15 protein-coding genes are annotated in these 19598 nt (G+C 71.9%); 8 read left to right on the top strand and 7 right to left on the bottom strand.

Annotated elements, in window-relative coordinates; genetic code table 11:
* Window positions 1-3 precede the first annotated feature (3 nt).
* Entirely contained in the window at window positions 4-1332 is a 1329-nt protein-coding gene (locus tag ACFV9W_RS36875) for a hypothetical protein (protein ID WP_385770045.1), read from the top strand.
* Between the two features lie 85 nt (window positions 1333-1417).
* On the opposite strand, the gene ACFV9W_RS36870 is transcribed toward ACFV9W_RS36875, so the two are convergent.
* Window positions 1418-5803, bottom strand: coding sequence for an FtsK/SpoIIIE domain-containing protein (locus ACFV9W_RS36870; RefSeq protein ID WP_385770080.1), 4386 nt, complete (start codon window positions 5801-5803; stop codon window positions 1418-1420).
* Between the two features lie 212 nt (window positions 5804-6015).
* Here ACFV9W_RS36870 and ACFV9W_RS36865 point away from each other — a divergent pair, with 212 nt between their 5' ends.
* Entirely contained in the window at window positions 6016-6966 is a 951-nt protein-coding gene (locus ACFV9W_RS36865; RefSeq protein ID WP_385770043.1) for a hypothetical protein, read from the top strand.
* 38 nt (window positions 6967-7004) lie between these two features.
* Here the strand turns inward: ACFV9W_RS36865 and ACFV9W_RS36860 are convergent, their stop codons facing one another.
* Together ACFV9W_RS36860 and ACFV9W_RS36855 are read right to left on the bottom strand one after the other, a co-directional pair.
* Window positions 7005-7592 (bottom strand): sigma-70 family RNA polymerase sigma factor, encoded by a 588-nt coding sequence (locus ACFV9W_RS36860; RefSeq protein WP_385770041.1) that lies wholly within the window; start codon window positions 7590-7592, stop codon window positions 7005-7007.
* A 146-nt stretch (window positions 7593-7738) separates the two neighbouring features.
* The gene (locus tag ACFV9W_RS36855; protein WP_385770039.1) at window positions 7739-8512 is read right to left on the bottom strand and encodes a LamG domain-containing protein; all 774 of its coding nucleotides are present in this window, start codon (window positions 8510-8512) and stop codon (window positions 7739-7741) included.
* A gap of 219 nt (window positions 8513-8731) precedes the next feature.
* On the opposite strand from ACFV9W_RS36855, the gene ACFV9W_RS36850 reads away from it, so the two are divergent.
* The 4 genes from ACFV9W_RS36850 (at window position 8732) to ACFV9W_RS36835 (ending at window position 12067) form a co-directional block, all read left to right on the top strand.
* On the top strand, window positions 8732-9244 hold the full coding sequence (locus tag ACFV9W_RS36850) for a toxin-antitoxin system HicB family antitoxin (RefSeq protein ID WP_385770038.1): 513 nt from the start codon (window positions 8732-8734) through the stop codon (window positions 9242-9244).
* Between the two features lie 95 nt (window positions 9245-9339).
* Window positions 9340-10182, top strand: a complete 843-nt coding sequence (locus tag ACFV9W_RS36845) for a DUF4097 domain-containing protein (RefSeq protein WP_385770036.1) — start codon at window positions 9340-9342, stop codon at window positions 10180-10182.
* A gap of 107 nt (window positions 10183-10289) precedes the next feature.
* Window positions 10290-11282, top strand: a complete 993-nt coding sequence (locus ACFV9W_RS36840; protein ID WP_385770034.1) for an ATP-binding cassette domain-containing protein — start codon at window positions 10290-10292, stop codon at window positions 11280-11282.
* Window positions 11279-12067 (top strand): ABC transporter permease, encoded by a 789-nt coding sequence (locus ACFV9W_RS36835; RefSeq protein ID WP_385770032.1) that lies wholly within the window; start codon window positions 11279-11281, stop codon window positions 12065-12067. The genes ACFV9W_RS36840 and ACFV9W_RS36835 overlap by 4 nt, the downstream gene beginning before the upstream one ends.
* 63 nt (window positions 12068-12130) lie before the next feature.
* Here the strand turns inward: ACFV9W_RS36835 and ACFV9W_RS36830 are convergent, their stop codons facing one another.
* From ACFV9W_RS36830 to ACFV9W_RS36815, 4 genes are all read right to left on the bottom strand, one after another.
* Window positions 12131-13039 carry an SPFH domain-containing protein gene (locus ACFV9W_RS36830; protein WP_385770030.1) on the bottom strand — a complete coding sequence of 303 codons (909 nt, stop codon included), beginning with the start codon at window positions 13037-13039 and terminating at the stop codon, window positions 12131-12133.
* Between the two features lie 91 nt (window positions 13040-13130).
* Window positions 13131-14861, bottom strand: a complete 1731-nt coding sequence (locus tag ACFV9W_RS36825; RefSeq protein ID WP_385770028.1) for an FAD-dependent oxidoreductase — start codon at window positions 14859-14861, stop codon at window positions 13131-13133.
* Between the two features lie 16 nt (window positions 14862-14877).
* Window positions 14878-16809, bottom strand: coding sequence for an AMP-dependent synthetase/ligase (locus ACFV9W_RS36820; RefSeq protein WP_385770026.1), 1932 nt, complete (start codon window positions 16807-16809; stop codon window positions 14878-14880).
* Between the two features lie 187 nt (window positions 16810-16996).
* Window positions 16997-17665 carry a TetR/AcrR family transcriptional regulator gene (locus ACFV9W_RS36815; RefSeq protein ID WP_385770024.1) on the bottom strand — a complete coding sequence of 223 codons (669 nt, stop codon included), beginning with the start codon at window positions 17663-17665 and terminating at the stop codon, window positions 16997-16999.
* Window positions 17666-17778: 113 nt separating this feature from the next.
* Between ACFV9W_RS36815 and ACFV9W_RS36810 the strand changes: the two genes are divergently transcribed.
* Both ACFV9W_RS36810 and ACFV9W_RS36805 read left to right on the top strand, forming a co-directional pair.
* On the top strand, window positions 17779-18246 hold the full coding sequence (locus ACFV9W_RS36810; RefSeq protein ID WP_385770022.1) for an SCP2 sterol-binding domain-containing protein: 468 nt from the start codon (window positions 17779-17781) through the stop codon (window positions 18244-18246).
* 21 nt (window positions 18247-18267) lie between these two features.
* A complete protein-coding gene (locus ACFV9W_RS36805) occupies window positions 18268-19482 on the top strand; it encodes an acyl-CoA dehydrogenase family protein (protein ID WP_385770020.1) in 1215 nt (404 codons plus the stop codon).
* The last annotated feature ends 116 nt before the right edge of the window (window positions 19483-19598 follow it).

The following is a 19598-nucleotide window of genomic DNA, read 5'->3' as shown; positions in this document are numbered from 1 at the left end:
ACCATGGTGCGGCCAGAGGTATCCGAATGGGAACGGGTCTTCGGGTTCTCCGACGACCCGACTCCGGGCGACGCGGACCTTCTAGAGAAGCTCGCGAACAGCTACCGCTCCGTGGCCAACGACGCGGGCGACGCCCTTCCGCTCGTCACCCAGCTGGAGAACCAGCAGGTGGGCGAGGGAAAGTCCATGGAGAAGCTCCGGGACAAGCTCGGCGATCTGGCCAACCAGGTGCGCAAGCTGCACAGTTCCTACGACCAGGCGGCGACCGCGCTGAGCAGGTACACGCACTCCCTGCGTGACATGCAGAAGAAGGCCGACGACGCGCTGGAGGACGGGCGGAAGGCCAAGGAGCGGCTGGATTCGGCGACCGCGGTGGTGGCCGCGGCCGGGGCCGACATCAGCCGGCTGGACGGGGCCATGCCTCCTCCGGACGAGCACGAGGCCCGGCAGAGCACGAAGCGCGCGCTGGACGAGGCCAATACCCGGCGGTCCACCGCGGAGGGCGACGTCAGCAACGCCCAGGGCGATCTCGACGCCGCCCGGCTGCTCGCCGAGGATGCGCGGGAGGTGCGCGAGACGGACGCCGCCACCGCGGCCCGTGCGCTGGACGAGGCGCGGGACGAGGCGGTCGCGGGCAAGAGCATCTGGGAGAAGATCCGCGACAAGCTGAGCCTCGCGTTCGGCATCATCGGCGGTGTCCTGGGCGTGCTGGCCATGCTGATCCCCGGTCTTCAGGGGCTCGGCCTCGCCCTGACGATCGGCAGCTTCGCGTTCAGCGCGGCGGCGTTCGGCATCAACATCGCCAAGAGCATCCAGACCGGGGAATGGGATCCGCTCGACATGGTCCTGAGTGTCATCGGGCTCGGGCTGGGCGCCGGCGCGATCTTCAAGGCCGGTGGCTCGATCGGCACGCTGCTCAAGGGCGCCGGGGGCGAGTTCAAGGAGATCATCCCCACGGTCAAGAACCTCCCCACCACCATCAAGAACTCCCTCGACTCCTTCAAGGACCTCCCCGGTGACATCGGCACGGCCCTGAAGGGACTCGGGTCCAAGATCGACGACCTGAAGTGGCTGAAGGAGTTTCCCAAGAACCCGATGAGCGCGCTGAGCACTTCTCTGAACCAGAGCATCAACGCCCTGGTCGACTTCCAGAAGCTGCCCATCAAGATGCCGGGCGTCGGCGCGGCGCTGGGCGTCATCGGCAAATGGTCCCGCACCGAAGTGGCGGGCTTCTTCCTGGGGGTCGCCGGACTCATCTACGGACCGGCCGCCTACGCGGGGCACACCGCCAAGCAGGTCCACACCTCCAGTTATCTTCCGGGCACCACCTGACCGGGGCCGCGGCCCCCTTGCGCGTTGAGGGCTCCTTCCCCGGCCACGGCCGGGGAAGGAGCCCTCAATTCGTCTCTACGTATGGTCAGTTCAGCGCCGGAGGCAGCACCGTCTCCGGAACCTGGACCGTGCGCAGCACCCCGTCACCGAGGTGCAGGATCGCGCGCCCCGCGGTGGGCGCGTTGAGGCGGCTGCGCGGGATCTTGACGCCGATCAGTTCGCCGTCGCTCATGTTCTGCGGCTTCAGGAGCATGCCGCAGCGGTTGCGGCGGGCCTCCGTGTGCCAGCCGGAGAAGCCGGAGGAGAGGCGGTCGGTCTGGCCCGCGATGACCAGGCCTCGGCCGTTCTCCGCGCCGGTCTTGGCGATCTGGGTGAGGACCGGTTCGGCCTTCGTCTTCAGCAGCAGGTCGGCGTCGTCCAGGATCACCACGGCGCCCTTCGGCGCGGAGGCGAGGACCTCTTCCAGGGCCGTGGGGCTGATGTCGGACTCGTCGTACACCGCGAGGACCCCAGGGCGGCCCGCCAGTTGGCGCAGCTGCGACTTGGCGGGGGCGCCGATGACGATGGGCATCCGCACCGAGAGCAGCGACATGGCCAGCGTCGCGAGGACCGTGGTGCGGCCCGACCGGGCGGGCCCCGCGACGAGGAACGTCGGCGTGACCGAGAAGTCGGGTCCGTAGGCGAGGAGTTCGTCACCGCCGACGCCCGCGATGGACCAGTGGGCGGACGGCAGCGGCCGCGGCAGGTACCGGGTCGCATCCTCCCAGCTGAGCCGGTCCGGCAGCGTGTCGACGCGGAATGGGCGTGTCCCAGGCGGGAGTTGGGCTGCTTGTGAACGGCAGTGTTCCGCGATCCGGTGCAGCTCCCCCGCCTGGGCCTGGCCCTCCGGGTTGTCCGTCAGGAGCGCGATCTGAACCTCCGCCTTGTCGGCGGCGCGGAAGGCGCGGCCCGGCGGGATCTCGTCGGGGACGTTGCGCTGGGTGATGCCGATGGCGCCGTACTCGGACTTCTCGTTCAGCTTGAGGACGAGCTTGTCCTCGGTGGTGCCGTTGACGCGGCTGGAGAACAGTGCGCGGTCGCCGGTCATCAGGAGGTGGATGCCGACGCTCGCGCCGTCGCGGAGCAGGTTCATGACGGAGGTCAGCAGGTTGCCGGAGTCGTACTCGCCGAGCTGCTTGTCGAAGACCTCCCAGCGGTCGATGAACAGGACGATGTGCGGCGGGCGTTCGGCCTCCGGCAGGGAGCGGCGCAGTTCCGGGAGGTCGGCGCTGCCGCGGGCGGCGAGCATTTCCTGGCGGCGCGTCATCTCGCGGGTGAGGCGCGCGAGGAGCCGGGCGACGCGGTCGGGCTGGGTGCGCTGGGTGATGGCGCCGCAGTGCGGCAGGCCCTCGATGGGCAGCAGTGCGCCGTTGCCGCAGTCGATGCCGTACATGTGCAGTTTGTCGGCGGGGTTGGCGAGGGCCAGGGACCCGGCGATGGTCCGCAGCGTCTGCGACCTGCCCTGGCGGGGCGAGCCGACGATGTGCAGGTGGCCGAGGGTCGCCGGGTCGATGACCAGCGGCTGGCGGGCCTGCTGCGCGGGCAGGTCCACGACGCCGTACGCGACCGGCTGGAGGTCGTACGTCGTGGGCGCGGGCGCCGGGAGTTCGCGGGTGACGAGGGCCTCGGGCAGCGGCGGGAGCCAGGGGCTGTGCTGCCGGGGGATGCCCATCTCCCGGTCGGCCTCGCGGATCGCCGTGACGAGGCCGGTGAGGTCGGTCTCGACCTCGGCGGGCGCGGCGGCGGCGCGGGGGCGTGCCGGGAGCGGGTCGCCGAGGCGTTCCCAGCCGACGGCGACCGCCCAGGGCGCGGGCAGGGAGACCGTGGAGGCGCCGGGGCGGCGGCCTCCGACGCGTCCGGACTGGAACGGGACGAGCGAGTTCTGGCCGAGGCGGACGTACGCCCGGCCCGGGTTGCTCTGCGAAATCCCGGCCGCCTCACCGGAGTTGAGGACGTCCTGACTCTCGCCGGAGTCGGTGACGCGCAGCGCGATGCGCAGGTTGGTGTTGGCGCGGATCTCGGAGGAGACGACGCCGCTGGGGCGCTGCGTCGCGAGGATCAGGTGGATGCCGAGCGAGCGGCCCCGCTGGGCGATGTTGACGAGGCCCTTCACGAAGTCCGGCAGGTCGCGGACCATCGAGGCGAACTCGTCGATGACGATGAGGAGTCGGGGCATCGGGTCGTGGCCCGCCCCGGGCCGGCGCTCCAGGAGGTCGATGTAGTCCTCGATGTCCTTGGCGCCGACCGCGGCGAGGATGTGCTCGCGGCGGGTGAGTTCGGCCGTCAGGGACACCAGGGCGCGCTCCACGAGGTGCGCGTCGAGGTCGGTGACCATGCCGACGGTGTGCGGCAGGTCGACGCAGTCCTTGAACGCGGAGCCGCCCTTGTAGTCGACCAGTACGAAGGTCATCGCGTCGGGGCGGTTCGCCACGGCGAGGGAGGCGACGATGGTCTGGAGGAGTTCGGACTTGCCGGACCCGGTGGTGCCCGCGACGAGGCCGTGCGGGCCGTCGCGCTTCAGGTCCAGGTGGAACGGGCCGTCGAGGGAGACGCCGACCGCCGCGCGGGTCGAGCGGCCGCCGGCCGTCCAGCGGGCGCGGATGCCGGAGGCCTGCGGCGGGTCGAGGGCGATGACGTCGAGCAGCCGCGCGGAGGCGGGCAGCACGGCGGCCTCCTCGTCGCCGCCGCCCGGATCGCGCAGCGGGCCCATCGCGCGGGCCAGCGAGCGGCAGTAGTCGACGGAGACCAGGTCGGGCCGGACGCCGGTGACGGTGCCGCGGCCCGAGCGGCCCACCCGGACGGTGCCGCCGGGCTCCTCGGCGACGACGGCGAGGCACTCCTCGGGCAGCAGCAGCTCCTCGGCGTCGAGGCAGACGGCACGGACGCCGACAGCCGGGCCCTCGCGCAGGATCTGCGTGACGCCGGGCAGCGAGCGGAGCCTGCGGGCGCCGTCGAGGACGACGAGGACATCAGGCCCGGCGGGCTTGCCGCGCCGTTCGGCCGCCGTCGCCGTGGCGCGTTCGGCGATCAGCGCGGTGAGTTCGGCGACGCGGCGGGCGCAGCTCTCGGTGCCGTAGCCGATGGAGGCCGGGGTGTCGCCCGACTTCTTGCGGACGTGCGGCAGCCAACGCAGCCAGGACCAGCCGTCGCGGCCCTGTTCACCGGTGGTCAGGAGGTGGATCTGGAGGTCGCGGGGGCTGTGCAGGACGGCGGCCTGGGCGACGGTCCAGCGGGCCACGGACCGCGCGGTCTCCCCCTGGCCCGCGATGCCGAGGACGTGGTGCTCGCGCAGCGGGACCGTGACGGGGACGTCGTAGGCGGTCCACGGGTCCTGGCGGCGGTGCTCGTCCTTCGTCGGGTCCTGGAGGACGACCTCGGAGTCCATGTCGTGGGTGCCGACGCGCAGTTCGAGGAAGTCGGCGTCGGTGGCGCGGCGCTCCCAGAGGCGGCGGCGGGGCCCGACGGCGGTGAGGACGACCTCGGCCGGGTCGGGGAAGCCGCGGCGGCGGGCGGTGCGTTCGGCCGTCAGGGCCTCGTTCGCGTCGCCCTCGATGCGCGCCTTCTTCTCCTCGAACTCGGCGACCCTCTCGGAGTGGGTCTGCTTGCCGGAGCGGCGGCTCACCACGTAGTTGCCGACGATCACGACCGGGGAGAGCAGCCCGAACAGCAGCATCGACATGCGGTCGAAGACCATCGCGCCGACGACGGCCATCACGATCGGGGCCGCGGCGGTGATCCACGGGAGCGGCCGGGCGGCGAGCGGGGCGGGCGGCGAGGGCAGCGCGAAGTGGGTGGCGCGCTCGGCGGGGCGAAGGCGCGGCGGCCGGTTGTAGTCCCAGCCGGTGCCGTCCTCGGACGCCTGCACGGCGGCGTCCGGCTTCTGCGGCAGGGCGAGCTCCAACAGGGTGCCGCCGACGAGGAGTTGTGCGCCGACGGGCCAGGGCGCGGCCTCGGTGAGGTCCTCGCGGTCCAGCTGCGCGGGGTCGCCGCCGCTCGCGTCGGGCGCGATCCGGCAGCGTCCGCCGGGTCCGACCGTGAGCACGGCGGACGGCCGCTCGGGGACGGCGCGCAGCACCTGCGCGGAGCCGTCGTGGCCGAGGCCGATCCGGTACTCGCCCATGTCGAGCCGGTGCACGGCCCCCGCGCCGGGACCGCCGACCGCGCGCACCTCGACGAGCCCGTCCGGTTCGGCGGACGCGGCACCGGCCGGGCGGCCGAGGCCCACGATCGCGGCGTGCTTGAGCGGCGCGTCCCGCAGCCGCAGGTCGGCGGGGAGCAGCCGGTCGTCGGCGTACAGGCCGAGGCCCTCCGGGGGCCGGTGGACTCCTCCCGCCCCGGCAAGCGCCTCCGCGACAGCGCTCATGGGCGTGTCGGGGTCGGCGTCGAGATGGACGTCGAACGCGTCACCACCCGCCTCGACCACGGTCAACATCAACGACACGAAAACGTCCTCCAGCCAGGGTGAATGAGGTCCTGGGCAGCCGCGGTCGACGGCTCCCGCACCACTGACGGGACTACGGGGCGGGCCGGTGGATGGTTCACGGAACTTTCCTGTGAACCATCCGCGGGCCGGCCCCGTAGTGGCCATCGGGTGCACGGCGCAGCGGCCGTGCCGCCCCTCGTTTTGTGACAAGGAGTCAGTGGATGATCTGGTACGTCCTGGCCGCGGTGCTGGGTCTTGCGCTGATCGCGGCGGTGGTGGCGCTGATCGTCACCGAGCGGAAGCCCCGCCCGCCGAAGCCGGTCGCCGCCTCGGCCGCCGTCACGAGCCGCGGGGCGCTCGAGGTGGTCAACGCGGGCCTGCTCCGCCTCACGGGCGAATGCCTGCGCTCCGGCCGCTCGCTGCCCGACCTGTACGCCGTCGTGTACTCGGAGGAGCGGCTCGGGCTGCTGCTCGCGGGGGCCGGCGACGAGGGCGCGAAGGCTCCCGCGCCGTGGACCGTCGAGCAGGACGGCGAGCGCTGGTCGATCTCGACCGACGACCTGCACCGGCCGGGGCCCGAGGGCGAGCCCGCGGTGCCGTACGCGCTGACGGTGACGGTGGGCCTGGACGGCCCCGAGCGGGTGCTCGTCGATCTGTCCCGCGCGTCGGGCCCCGTCTCGGTGACGGGCCCCGACGCCGAGGTGCGCGCGCTGGCGCGGGCCCTCGTGATCGAGGCGATCGCGGGACCCGTGGGCTCGCTCGCCCAGGTCACCCTGATCGGCTCGCTGGGCGACGGACGGCTCCTCAGCGGCGACGAGACGCGCAGCTCGCGGCTGCACCACGCGGCGAGCCTGGAGGAGGCGTTCGCGACGGCGGCATCGGCGAACTCCGGTGCTCCGCGGCCCGGTTCGGCCGACGTCACCCAGGTGTTCCGGCTCATCGAGGGCAGCAGCAGGCTCGCCGTGCAGGGCGAGGTGCCGCACCTGTTCGTCGTGGAGGCCTCGCAACTGCCCCGCCAGGAAGGGGTACTGGCGGGCCTTCGCCGCACGGACGCCCTCCTCGTGCTCGGTGAGGCGCCCACGGGGTGGCGCTGGAAGGCCGGCGCGGACGGCACGCTGGACACCGGGCCGCTCGGCCTGGACATCACCCGGCACGCGGGGCGGATGGCATGAGGGTCAGCCACCGCGCGGGACGACCGGCGGCCTGAGTGTCACGCCGCCTCGCTGTCCGCCACGCCGTGCGCGTAGAGCCCGCGTCTGTTCAGGGCCTCGCGCATGGCGCGGGCGGCGTAGTACGTGCGGGACTTGACCGTGCCGGGCGGCACGCCGAGCACCTGGGCCGTCTGGTTGACGGTGCGTCCGAGGTAGTGGACGTGCAGCAGGACCTCCCGCTGGGAGGGGCGCAGGTCGCCGAGCGCCTCGACGAGGACCTGGGTGGTCAGGAGGTGGTCGACGTTGTCGGACACCGGAAGGTGGGCGAGTTCGGGGTCGCCGGTCTCCGGCGGTCTGGCCTGCCGGGCGCGGTGGCCGTCGATGACGAGGTTGCGCAGCGCGGTGAACAGCCAGGGCCGCGCCGAGTCCGCGGTCGGGTCGAGTTCCGCGGCATGCCGCCAGGCACGTATGGCGACTTCTTGCAGGATGTCCTCGGCGCGGTGCCAGTCGCCCTCCAGGCGGCGCGCGGCGAACTGCAGCAGCGCGGTTCCGTGGAATTCGTAGAGCGCTCTGAGGAATTCGTCGGGCTGGAGGTCCGCGGCGTGGGGGCCGGGTATCCGGTCTTCGGGCGAAGCGCTGGCCGACAAGGGCCTTTCCTCTCCGGATCGTCTGTGGGGGAAGACGGGTTCCGCCGGGGGCGGGGAGAACCGACAGGCGCCGCCGCCGGGCGGCGTGCGCCCGTGCGGCGCACGCCGGCCCGCGGCGGCGGTGATGTTCGGCGCGTCGGCGCCGGTCAGCCCGGTTCGCCGGAGGAGAGCGCGCTCACCTCACGGGATGTCAGCTCGCGGTCGTAGACATGCACGTCGGCGATGTCACCGTTCCAGTGGTCGGCGGCCTTGCCGCCGAACTTGCCGCGTCCGATCATCACGCTGCCCGTGGGCTTGACGTCGCTGGAAGCAACCCTGGTTCCAGCGAGCTTGCCGTCCACGTAGATCCGCATCCGGTGGTCCTTCTGACTGTACGTGCCGGTCAGGTGGTACCAACGTCCGGGCCGCGGCGCTTGCGAGGACTCGGCGACGGTACGGGCGCCGGGGAAACTGAAGGCGAAGTTCTGGTCCTGGCCCGAGTACTGGAGGAAGAACGCGCTGTTCCTCTCGCCCTCCTGGGACAGCGCGGTCTGCATGCCCTTCAGGCGCCCGTCGGCGAGGCGCACGCGGGCCGCGGCCGAGTAGTCCTTGCCCGCGGTGTCGAGGCGGGTGTTGGTGTCGGCGTATCCGCTGGTGCCGTTGAGCCGCAGGGCGCCGCCCTCGGGGCCGTCGGTCCACTTCACGCCGTCGCCGAACACGGCGTCGTGCTCACCGACCTTCGCGGTGCCGGAGCGGTGCAGCGGCCACCAGCCGAGGCCGTCGAGCGACTCGGCGTCGCCGCTGGGACTCGACGAGGCGGCCGGTTTCGCCTCCGCCTGCTCAGCTCCCGAATCCTGGCCGCGCACCAGTTGGACGCCGACGAAGACCAGCGCGGCGGTCAAAACGGCGATCGTGCTGATTAGCGCCCATCTGCGCGTCATGAAGTTCCTCAGAGGTGCGGCATAAACGTGTCACTGGTTGGCTACGCACCTCGGCGAAAAACGGTTCACTATGCACGCAACCTTCACGTGACGCCACCGCGACGTCACATGACGCCATGCGGCACCACGCGACACCAAGTGGCGCCACGTGACACCACGCGGCGCCACCTGGTGCCATAACACTTGCGCATGGCGCCATAGTGGTGCCACTATGACGTCATGGACCTCACGCCCTACGTCGACAACCTGCACCGCGAGCTCGCGGTGGCCGCCGAAGCAGGCGGGGACGAAGCACGCGCGCTGGCCGAGCGGCTGACCGCTCCCCTGGAGTCGGCGACCCGGCTCACGATGCTCAACGTGCTCTCCGCCGCCATGGACGAGATCACCCGCGACCTGGCGCCCGGTTCGGTCGACGTACGGCTGCGGGGGCTCGACCCCGACTTCGTGGTGACACCGCCCCCGCACGACACCCCGGCGGCACCCGCCGAGCCCGAGCAGAGCCCCGCCCCGCCGCCCGCCCCGGAGACCGAGGAGGGCGGCACCGCCCGCGTCAACCTGCGGCTGCCCGCCCAGCTCAAGGCCCGCGCCGAGGAGGCCGCGAGCCGCGAGGGCCTCTCGGTCAACGCGTGGCTGGTGCGCGCGGTCTCCGCAGCGGTCGACGGCGGCGCGCCGCCCCGTCCGACGGAGAAGACCCGCACCGTCGGACAGAGCTTCACGGGGTGGGTGCGCTAGCCGCGCCGCCACCCCGCAAGCACCACCGCCAACAGAACGGCACACCACGTCCCACCAGCGGGGACGCCCCAACGAGCCAGGAGGACGGGACAGCCATGCCTACGTACGAGACCCCTGAAGCCATCTCGGTCAACGCCCATGTGGGCGCCGGTTCCATCCAGTTCACCGCGAGCGAGCGCGGCGACACCGTCGTCGAGGTGCGGCCCGGAAATCCCAAGCGCGGCAAGGACGTCAAGGCCGCCGAGCAGACGGAGGTCTCCTACGCTCGCGGCGTCCTCACCGTCAGGACGACGGAGCGCCGCATGATCGGCCCCAGCGGGATCGTGAACGTCACGGTCGAGCTGCCCACCGGCTCGGCCGTCGACCTCACCGGCTCCTGGACCCATGTCACCGGCGAGGGCCGGCTCGGCAAGGTCGACGTGAAGACCTCGGGCGGCGACTTCCGCCTCGACACCACGGGGCCGCTGCGCCTCAGGTCGGCGCACGGCTCGATCCGCGTGGACCGGGTCGAGGGCATGGCCGAGATCACCGCCAGCTCCAGCCAGGTGCGGGTCGGCGTCATCGACGGCCACGCGGTCCTGAAGAACTCGCACGGCACCACGATGGTCGACGCCGTGACCGGCGAGCTCCGGGTGAACGGGGCCCACGGCGACATCGAGATCGGCCGCGCCGAGTCCTCCGTCGCCGCCACCACCGCCCACGGCGCCCTGCGCGTCGGCGACGTCGCCCGCGGCACCGTCCAGCTGGAGACCAACTTCGGCGCCATCGAGGTCGGCATCCGCGAGGGCACCGCCGCCTGGCTGGACGCCAACGCCGAGAACGGTCAGGTCCGCAACAACCTCACCGCCTCCGACGCGCCCGCCGAGTCCGAGGACTCCGTCAAGGTCCGCGCCCGCACCAAGTGGGGCAACATCGACGTCCGCCGCGCCGCCAACTGAGCGTACTCAATACAACTCCCGTACGCGGCACGACACTTCACCGGCGCCTTCGCCGGCCCCCATCACCCCGCACCCTCACACCGGAGGGCCCCATGCCTTCATCTGTCATGTCCACATCCACCCGCGGCGAGGCCGGACAGGTCCCGCTCGCCGTCTCCACCGTCGGCCTGCGCAAGTCCTACGGCGACAAGACCGTCCTCGACGGCATCGACCTGAGCATCCGCGCAGGTTCCGTCTTCGCACTGCTCGGGCCGAACGGGGCCGGGAAGACGACGACCGTACGCATCCTGTCCACGCTCATCGACGCCGACGGCGGACAGGCGCAGGTCGCCGGGCACGACGTCGCCGGCTCGCCGGACGGCGTGCGCGCCGCGATCGGTGTCACCGGGCAGTTCGCCGCGCTCGACGACCTGCTCACCGCCGAGGAGAACCTGCTCCTCATGGCCGACCTGCTGCGGCTCGGCAAGCGCGAGGGCAGGCAGCGGACCAAGGAGCTCCTCGAACGGTTCGGCATCGCGGACGTCGCGGGCAACCGGGCGGCCACCTTCTCCGGCGGCATGCGCAGAAGGCTCGACCTCGCCATGACGCTCGTCGGCGACCCGCGGATCATCTTCCTCGACGAGCCGACGACCGGGCTCGACCCGCGCAGCCGCCGCACCATGTGGGAGACCGTGCGGAACCTGGTCGCCGGGGGCGTCACCGTCTTCCTGACCACTCAATACCTGGAAGAGGCCGACCAGTTGGCCGACCGGATCGCCGTGCTCGACGGCGGCCGGATCGTCGCCGAGGGCACCGCCGCCGAGCTCAAGGCGCAGATCCCCGGCAGCCACGTGCGGCTGCGGTTCAACGCCACGGACGAGTACGAGCGGGCGGCCGGGGCCTTCCCCGGCGCGGCCCGCGACGACGAGGAGCTGGCGCTGCGGATCGCGGGCGACGGCGACCTCGCCTCGCTGCGCACCCTGTTCGACCAGCTGGACGCCGCCGGTGTGCGGGCGGCCGACTTCTCCGTGCACACCCCCGACCTCGACGACGTGTTCCTCGCCCTGACCGGCGACGGCACCGACGCCAACCCGCTGCACGTCAAGGAGACCCTGCGATGAGTACCGCCACGAACACCCTCACGTACGCCGTGCACGACTCGATGACGATGCTGCGGCGCAACATCAAGCACGCCCTGCGCTACCCCGCGGTCTCGATGGGCGCGTCCATGATGCCGATCCTGATGCTGGTGCTCTTCGTGTTCGCCTTCGGGGACTCGATGTCGGGCGGGGCGGGCCGGGACGCGTATCTGGAGTACCTGACGCCCGGGATCGTGATCATGGGGGTGGCGGCCGGGTCCATGTCGACCTCGATCGCGGTCTGCCAGGACATGACCGAGGGCATCATCAACCGCTTCCGCACCATGAACATCACGCGTTCCTCGTTCATGACGGGCCATGTCGTGGGCAGTCTCCTCACGACGATGGTGAGCCTCGTCCTCGTGGTGGCCGTGGCGGTCGCGCTCGGCTTCCGGCCCGACGCGAACCCGGTCGAGTGGCTGGCCGCGGCCGGTCTGCTGGCCGCCATCACGTTCGCGATCACCTGGCTCGCGGCGGCGCTCGGCCTGAAGTCCAAGACGGTCGAGTCCGCGAGCAACAAGCCGCTGCTCATCCAGTTCCTGCCGTTCCTCGGCTCCGCGTTCGTGCCGGCCGAGTCGATGGCGCCCGGCCTGCGCTGGTTCGCCGAGCACCAGCCGTTCACGCCGATGACCGAGACGCTGCGCGGGCTGCTCACCGGTTCGGCGATCGGCAACGACGGGTGGATCTCGCTCGCCTGGTGCGCCGGGATCACGGTCGTCGGCTTCGCCTGGTCGCGCAGGCTGTACAGCATCAACACCGAACGCTGACCGGCCGGTTCAGCGGTTCACAGTGGGGGGCTCCGCGCCGGAGCCCCCCACTTCCATGCGCCCTCACGTGCCCGAGTCGCCGCGCGCGAACGCCACCGTCAAGTCCCGTACCAGCGCGTTGCGTTCGTACTCGTCCAGCTCCACCAGGCCGCGCCCCGTGAGCCGTTCGAGCGTGTCCTCCACCGAGTCGACGACACTGGTGAGCGCCCCCGCCCGCTGCCGGGCGTCGAGCGCAGCGATCCGGCGGCGGTGCATCGCGTCGGCGACCTCCGGCGCGTACTCGATGCGCGTCGGGCGCACGGCGAGCACCTCGACGCCGATCGCCGCGCACTCCGCGGACAGCACCTGGGCCAGTTCGGCGCCGACGGCCTCGGGGTCGCGCAGCGTCGGGGCGGACTCGTGGAAGGCCTCCGGCGGCAGCCGCGAGAACACCCGGGCGAGCGCCACCTCGATCTGTCCGCGCAGATACGCGTCGTGGTCCTGCACCGCGAACAGCGCCCGCGCGGTGTCCCGCACCCGCCACACCACCAGAGTCTCGACGCGCAGCGCCATCCCGTCCGCGTCGACCGCGGGCAGCGGCTCGCTGCGCCAGTGCCGCAGCCGTACGTCGACCCGGCGGCGCAGCACGAGCGGGTTGACCCAGCGCAGGCCCGTGCGCCGCACGGTGCCCCGGTAGCGGCCGAAGAGGCTGAGCCCGAGCGCGTCCCCCGACCTGCACCGGGTCAGCCCGCCGAAGGCGAGGACGGCGAGCACCGCGCAGCCCGCGACGTACGCGCCCCAGGCCGCCCGGACGGCGTCGGCGGCCCGGTCCGGGGCCCGGGGCCCGAGGAAGTCGGTGACCGTGTCGGGGATCCAGCCGAGCAGCCGGCATCCGTACAGCGCGCCCGCGAGCGCCAGCGCCCCGGCCGCCGCGCCCAGCCAGCCGGGCAGCGACCACCCCGCCCGCTCGACGACCTCGTCCCGCTGCTCCATCGGCCCTCCCGAATCCCGTGAACACGACCTCGCCGTACTCACGTTATGCGGCGATAGGCGGAAAATGCCGGAATTCGAGGGCGGTGCGGGGTCAGTCCAGCCGCAGCTCCCCGTACGCACCCGCCGGGACGGCCGGGCTGCGCGGCGCGACGGGCCGCAACTCCCGGTACCCGTCCCCCTGTTCGGGCCGCGCGTCCGCCTCGCCCCTGTTCGGCCAGTACGACATCGCCCGCTCGGCCTGCGCGGTGATCGTCAGGGACGGGTTCACGCCGAGGTTCGCGGAGACCGCCGAGCCGTCGACGACGGAGATGCCGGGGTGGCCGTACATCCGGTGGTACGGGTCGACGACGCCGCTCTCCGCGCTGTCGCCGATGGGGCAGCCGCCGAGGAAGTGGGCGGTGAGCGGCTTGCCCATGAGTTCGCCGAGGTTCGTGCCCGCGAAGCCGTTGATGGACTCGGCGATGAGGCCCGCCGCCCGCCAACCCTCCGGTATGTGCACGGGGTTGGGGGTGCCGTGGCCCTGTTCGGCGGTGAGCAGTCCACGCCGGTCGAGGCGGGTCGTCAGGGAGTTGTCGTGGGTCTGCATGACGAGCCCGATGATGGTCCGCTCCGACCAGTGCCGCAGCGCGACGGTCCGGGCGACGAGAACGGGGTGGGAGAGGAACGCGAGCGCGGCGGCGAGCGGCTTCGGCAGATTCTGCTTGTACTGGGGCACGCAGATCAGGGCCATGAGGTTGGAGCCCTTGCCGTAGCGGACGTTCTCGATGTGGGTGTTCGCGTTCGGGTGCACGGACGAGGTGATGGCGACGCCGCGCGTGAAGTCGACGTCCGGACGGCCGTAGCGGCGCGGCCAGGTCAGGGCCCCGACGAGGGCCTCGGAGTTGGTGCGGGTGAGCTCGCCGAGGCGGCGCGACAGGCGCGGCAGGACGCCGTCGTCGCGCATGCGGTGCAGCAGGGTCTGGGTGCCGTACGTGCCCGCGGCGAGGACGACGCGGCGGGCACGCAGCACGGTGCGGCGGCCTCGGCGGCGCTTGTCCGTGGGGGCGGTCGTGACCTCGAAGCCCGCGCCGTCGGGGAGCTCCCGCACGCTGGTGACGGTCGTCATCGCCCGCACTTCGGCGCCGGCCCGCTCGGCGAGGTGCAGATAGTTCTCGGTGAGGCTGTTCTTCGCGCCGACGCGGCAGCCGGTCATGCAGGACCCGCATTCGGTGCAGGCGGCACGCGAAGGCCCGGCGCCGCCGAAGTAGGGGTCGGGAACCTCCGTGCCCGCCTTGCCCGTTGTCGTGCCGTCGGCGTCCCGCCCGTCGCCGAAGAACACGCCCACGGGCGTGAGCCGGAAGGTGTCCCCCGCGCCCATCCGCCCGGCCGCGTCCCGCAGCAGCTCGTCGGCCTCGGTGACGGTCGGGTTGGTGCGCACGCCGAGCATCCGCCGCGCCTGCTCGTAGTAGGGCGCGAGTTCGGCCTGCCAGTCGGTGATGTGCCCCCACTGCCGGTCCCGGAAGAAGGCGGGCGGCGGCACGTACAGCGTGTTGGCGTAGTTCAGCGAGCCGCCGCCGACCCCGGCGCCCGCGAGCACCATCACGTTCTTCATCAGGTGGATGCGCTGGATCCCGTACATGCCGAGGCGCGGCGCCCACAGGTAGTCGCGCAGCTTCAGCGAGGTACGGGGCAGGGTGTCGCGCGAGTAGCGCCGCCCGGCCTCAAGGACGCCCACCCGGTAGCCCTTCTCGGTCAGCCGGAGCGCGGAGACGGACCCGCCGAACCCGGAGCCGACGACGAGGACGTCGTAGTCGTACGCGGCGCCGTCGGCGTCCTCGGTCACCGTGGGGCTCCCCGGTCTAGTCACCGTAGAGCTCCTCGATCTCCCGCTCGTACTGGCCCACGACAGCCGCGCGCTTGATCTTCAGGGACGGGGTGAGCAGCCCGTTCTCCTCACTGAACTCGCCCTCGACCACGGTGAACTTCCGGATCGACTCGGCGCGTGAGACGGCCTCGTTGGCGTAGTCGACGGCCTTCTGGACGTCCGCGACGATCCGGGGGTCCCGGACGATCTCGGCCATCGGGGTGTCGGCGGGCATCTTGCGGACGCTCAGCCAGTGCGCGACGGACTCCGGTTCGAGGGTGATCACGGCGCCGACGTACGCGCGGTTGTCACCGACGACGATGCACTGGCCGATGGGCGAGCGGCTGCGCAGCCGGTCCTCCAGGACGGCGGGCGAGACGTTCTTGCCGCCGCTCGTCACGAGGATGTCCTTCTTGCGCCCGGTGATCCGCAGATAGCCGTCGTCGTCCAGCTCCCCGAGGTCACCGGTCGCGAACCAGCCGTCCTCGTCCAGGACCTGGTCGGTCGCCGCCTGGTTGTTCCAGTACGCGCCGAAGACGATGCCGCCCTTGATGAGCACCTCGCCGTCCTCCGCGATCCGGATGGCGGAGCCGGGCACGGGCAGGCCGACGGTGCCGGGCCGCGGCCGCAGCGGCGGGGTGATCGTGGCGGCGGCCGTGGTCTCGGTCAGGCCGTAGCCCTCGTAGATCACGACCCCGGCGGCGTAGAAGAACAGATTCAGATTGCGGTCGAGCGGCGAGCCCCCGCTGATCGCGTACCGCAGCCGCCCGCCCAGCTCCTTGCGCACCCGCCGGTAGACGAGCAGGTCATAGAGCCCGTGGGCGAGCCGGAGCCCGATTCCCGGACCCTCTCCCCCGCCCAGGAACCGCGACAGATGCGCCTCGGCGAAGCGCACCGCGATCCGGTCGGCGCGGTCGAAGGAGGAGCCGCGCCCGAGCTTCTCGGCGGTCGCGCGCCCGGTGTCGTGGATCTTCTCGAAGAGGTACGGGACGCCGACCACGAACGTCGGCCGGAAGGAGCGCAGTTCGGGCCGCAGCTCGTCGGGCTTGATGCTCGGGCAGTGCCCCAGCTCGATGCGGGCGAGCATGCACGCCACCTGGATCGTCCGCCCCAGGATGTGCGCGAGCGGCAGGAACAGCAGGGTCGACGCGGTCTGCCCGGTGATCGCCTTGAAGATCGGGTGCAGCAGCTCGACGGTGTTCGCGGCCTCGGCGTACAGGTTCCCGTGCGTGAGGACGCAGCCCTTGGGCCTGCCGGTGGTGCCGGAGGTGTAGCAGACGGTCGCGATGGTGTCGGGGGTGAGCGCGGCCCGCCGCTTGACGACCTCCTCGTCGGCCACCTCGGCGCCCAGGGCGGCGAGTTCGAGCACGGCACCGCCGTCGATCTGCCGGACGCCGGGCCGGTCGCCCTCGGGAAGGGCGGCGGTGCCGCGCTCGGCCGTGGCGGCGTTCTCCGGGGTCTCGACGATCAGCATCGTCGCGCCGGAGTCCCGCACGATCCACTCGATCTGCTCGGGCGAGGACGTCGCGTAGATGGGGACGGTCTGCCCGCCCGCGGCCCAGATCGCGAAGTCGAGCACCTGCCACTCGTAGCGGGTGCGCGACATCAGGGCGACGCGGCCGCCCGGTTCGAGCCCCGCCGCGATCAACCCCTTGGCGGTGGCGGTCACTTCGCGGGCGAACGCTGCGGCGGTGACCGGCCGCCACTGCTCGCCCTCCTTGCGCCGCACGACGACGGCGTGCGGCTCCGCCTCGGCGTTCAGGAACGGGATGTCGGCGGGCGTGGACCCGTCCTTCGGCGGCTCGGCGAGCGCCGCGACCCGCGCCTCGCGCACGGCCCCGTGCTCGTCCCTGACGAGTTCGACCTTGGCCCGGTCGGCCAGGTCGGCGCGCTTCCCGGCCCGCTTCAGATCTTGACGTACGCCCATGACGGCTCCCGTGTGCGCGGCTGCCCGACTCGTACTTGCTCGCTCGTACTTACTCGGGAGTCAACTTACCTACGCGTAAGGAAAATTCAATGGCCCCGTACGAATCGGCGACCACCATGAACGGACCGGGGACCAACTGGGGACCAGCCGGGCACCAAGCGGACGCCAACCGGACGCCAACCGGGGACTACGGGGCCCAGACCTCACCGTCGAGGACGTCCCGCATGCCCACCCACACCATGTTCATCAGCCGCAGGGTGATGCCCTCCGGGGACTGGTCCGGGTGGCGTTCCATCCAGTCGGTGAGCGAGTCGGCGGCGCCCACGAGGGCGTGCGCGACGAAGTCGGCATCCTCGTCGCCCAGCTGAGACCCCCGGCCACTGTCCGAGATGCCGTCCCTGATGAGCCCGGCGACCTCGGCCATGACCGCGCGCCGCGCGTCCGCGACGGCCGCGGCGATCGCCTCGCTCAGCTCGGAGGCCTGCCGGTGCAGCACGACCCAGCTGTCGCGGTGCTCGGCGACGAACGCGAAGAACGCGGAGAGCCCGGCGTGCAGCCGCAGTTCGGGCGCGCCTCCCGCCCCCAGCGCGGCCTCCTGGAAGGTGGCGACAAGCCGCCCGGCCTCCCGCTTCAGGCACGCAAGGAAGAGCCCTTCCTTGGATTCCAGGTACAGATACACCATCGGCTTGGAGATTCCGGCGAGTTCGGCGATCTCGTCCACGGACGCCGCGTGGTAGCCACGCTTGGCGAAGACCCGCACGCCCACGTCGATGATCTGCTGCTCGCGCACCTGGCGCGGCACGCGCTTCCTGCGCGCCGCCGTACGCCCTTGAGCCGCTCCCGAAGTGCCCGTCACCCTTGTCAGCCTATCCACGTCGCCAGTACCTTACCAATCAGTAAACTTACTAGGCGGTAAGGTCGCGATAAGCGACGACCCGACTGAATCCCGAATGAATGGAGAGTGGGCCCATGAGCGGTGCCGAGGAGATCGCGGCGCTCGACTTCGCGAGCGTCACGCCCGAGGAGTTCGCACGGATCGTGAAGGGTCTCTCCGCGAAGGAGATCAACGAGATCGCGCGGGACGAGGCGCTGCGCGCCCGCGTCCTCAAGGAGGTCTTCGGGCGTATGGAGCGGCAGTTCAAGCCCGACGTCGCGGGCTCCCTCGAAGCGCTGATCCGCTGGAAGGTGGCCGGCCAGGACGAGGTCCCCGAGGCGGTCTACGAGACGAAGATCGCGAACGGCACCTGCACGGTCACCGAGGGCCGCTCGGACGCGGAGCCGCGCGTCACGCTGATCATGGGCGACGCCGACTTCCTCAAGCTGGTCTCGGGCAACTCCTCGCCCGTCACGATGTTCATGATGCGCAAGGTGAAGATCGCCGGCGACGTCGCGCTCGCCTCCGGCCTGACCCGCTACTTCGACATCCCCAAGGCCTGAGGAAGGAGCGACGGGTCCACCATGGCTTTCTCTCTTGAACTGGGCGAGGAACAGCGCGATCTGCGGGACTGGGTGCACGGCTTCGCCGCCGACGTCGTCCGCCCCGCGGCCGCCGAGTGGGACGAGCGCGAGGAGACGCCCTGGCCGGTGATCCAGGAGGCCGCGAAGATCGGCCTGTACGGATTCGAGTCCCTCGCGGAGATGTTCGGCGACCCCAGCGGCATCTCGCTCCAGATCGCCAACGAGGAGCTGTTCTGGGGCGACGCGGGCATCGGCATGGCCCTCTTCGGCACGTCCCTCGCGGTGGCCGGGATCTTCTCCGCCGGCACGCCCGACCAGCTCGCCGAGTGGGTGCCGCAGTGCTACGGCGACGAGGACGACCCCAAGGTCGCGGCGTTCTGCGTCTCGGAGCCGCAGGCGGGTTCGGACGTGGCGGGGATGCGCACGCGCGCCCGCTACGACGAGGCGAAGGACGAGTGGGTGCTGTCCGGCCAGAAGGCCTGGATCACCAACGGCGGCATCGCGAACGTGCACGTCGTCGTCGCCTCCGTCGACCCGGACCTCGGCTCGCGCGGCCAGGCGGCGTTCATCGTGCCGCCGGGCACACCGGGCCTCGAAGGCGCCAAGAAGATAAAGAAGTTGGGCCTACGGGCGTCCCACACGGCCGACGTCTTCCTCGACGACGTCCGCGTCCCGGGCCACTGCCTGCTGGGCGGTCGCGACCGGCTGGACGCGCGCCTCGCACGGGCCCGCGAGGGGACGTCGGGCTCCCGTCGCCAGGCCGCGATGTCGACCTTCGAGGTCAGCCGGCCGACGGTGGGCGCGCAGGCGCTCGGCATCGCGCGCGCCGCGTACGAGTACGCCCTGGAGTACGCGGGCGAGCGGGAGGCGTTCGGCCGCCCCATCATCGAGAACCAGGCGATCGCGTTCGCCCTGGCGGACCTGCGCACGGAGATCGAGGCGTGCCGCCTGCTCATCTGGCAGGCGTCCTGGATGGCCCGCAACGACAAGGTCTTCGACGCGGGCCAGGGCTCCATGTCCAAGCTGCGCGCGGGCGAACTGGCGGTCGCGGCCAGCGAGAAGGCGATCCAGGTCCTCGGCGGGGCCGGCTACAGCCGGGAGCACCCGGTGGAGCGGATGTACCGGGACGCGAAGATCTACACGATCTTCGAGGGCACGAGCGAGATCCAGCGGCTCGTGATCGCGCGGGCGATCTCGGGGCGGCAGATCCGCTGAGGCGGGGTCCGGGCCCGCGGCGGTGCGGGACTGTGACGCAGGATGACGGCCGGGCCGTCAAACAGAGTAACAAAACCCCAAACATCCCCCCGAAGACACCACCACCATTAGCCCCG

It is taken from the genome of Streptomyces sp. NPDC059897, assembly GCF_042730865.1.
Lineage (GTDB): Bacteria > Actinomycetota > Actinomycetes > Streptomycetales > Streptomycetaceae > Streptomyces.
Note: the sequence above shows the minus strand (reverse complement) of the source record. Positions and strands in the feature narration are given on the sequence as shown.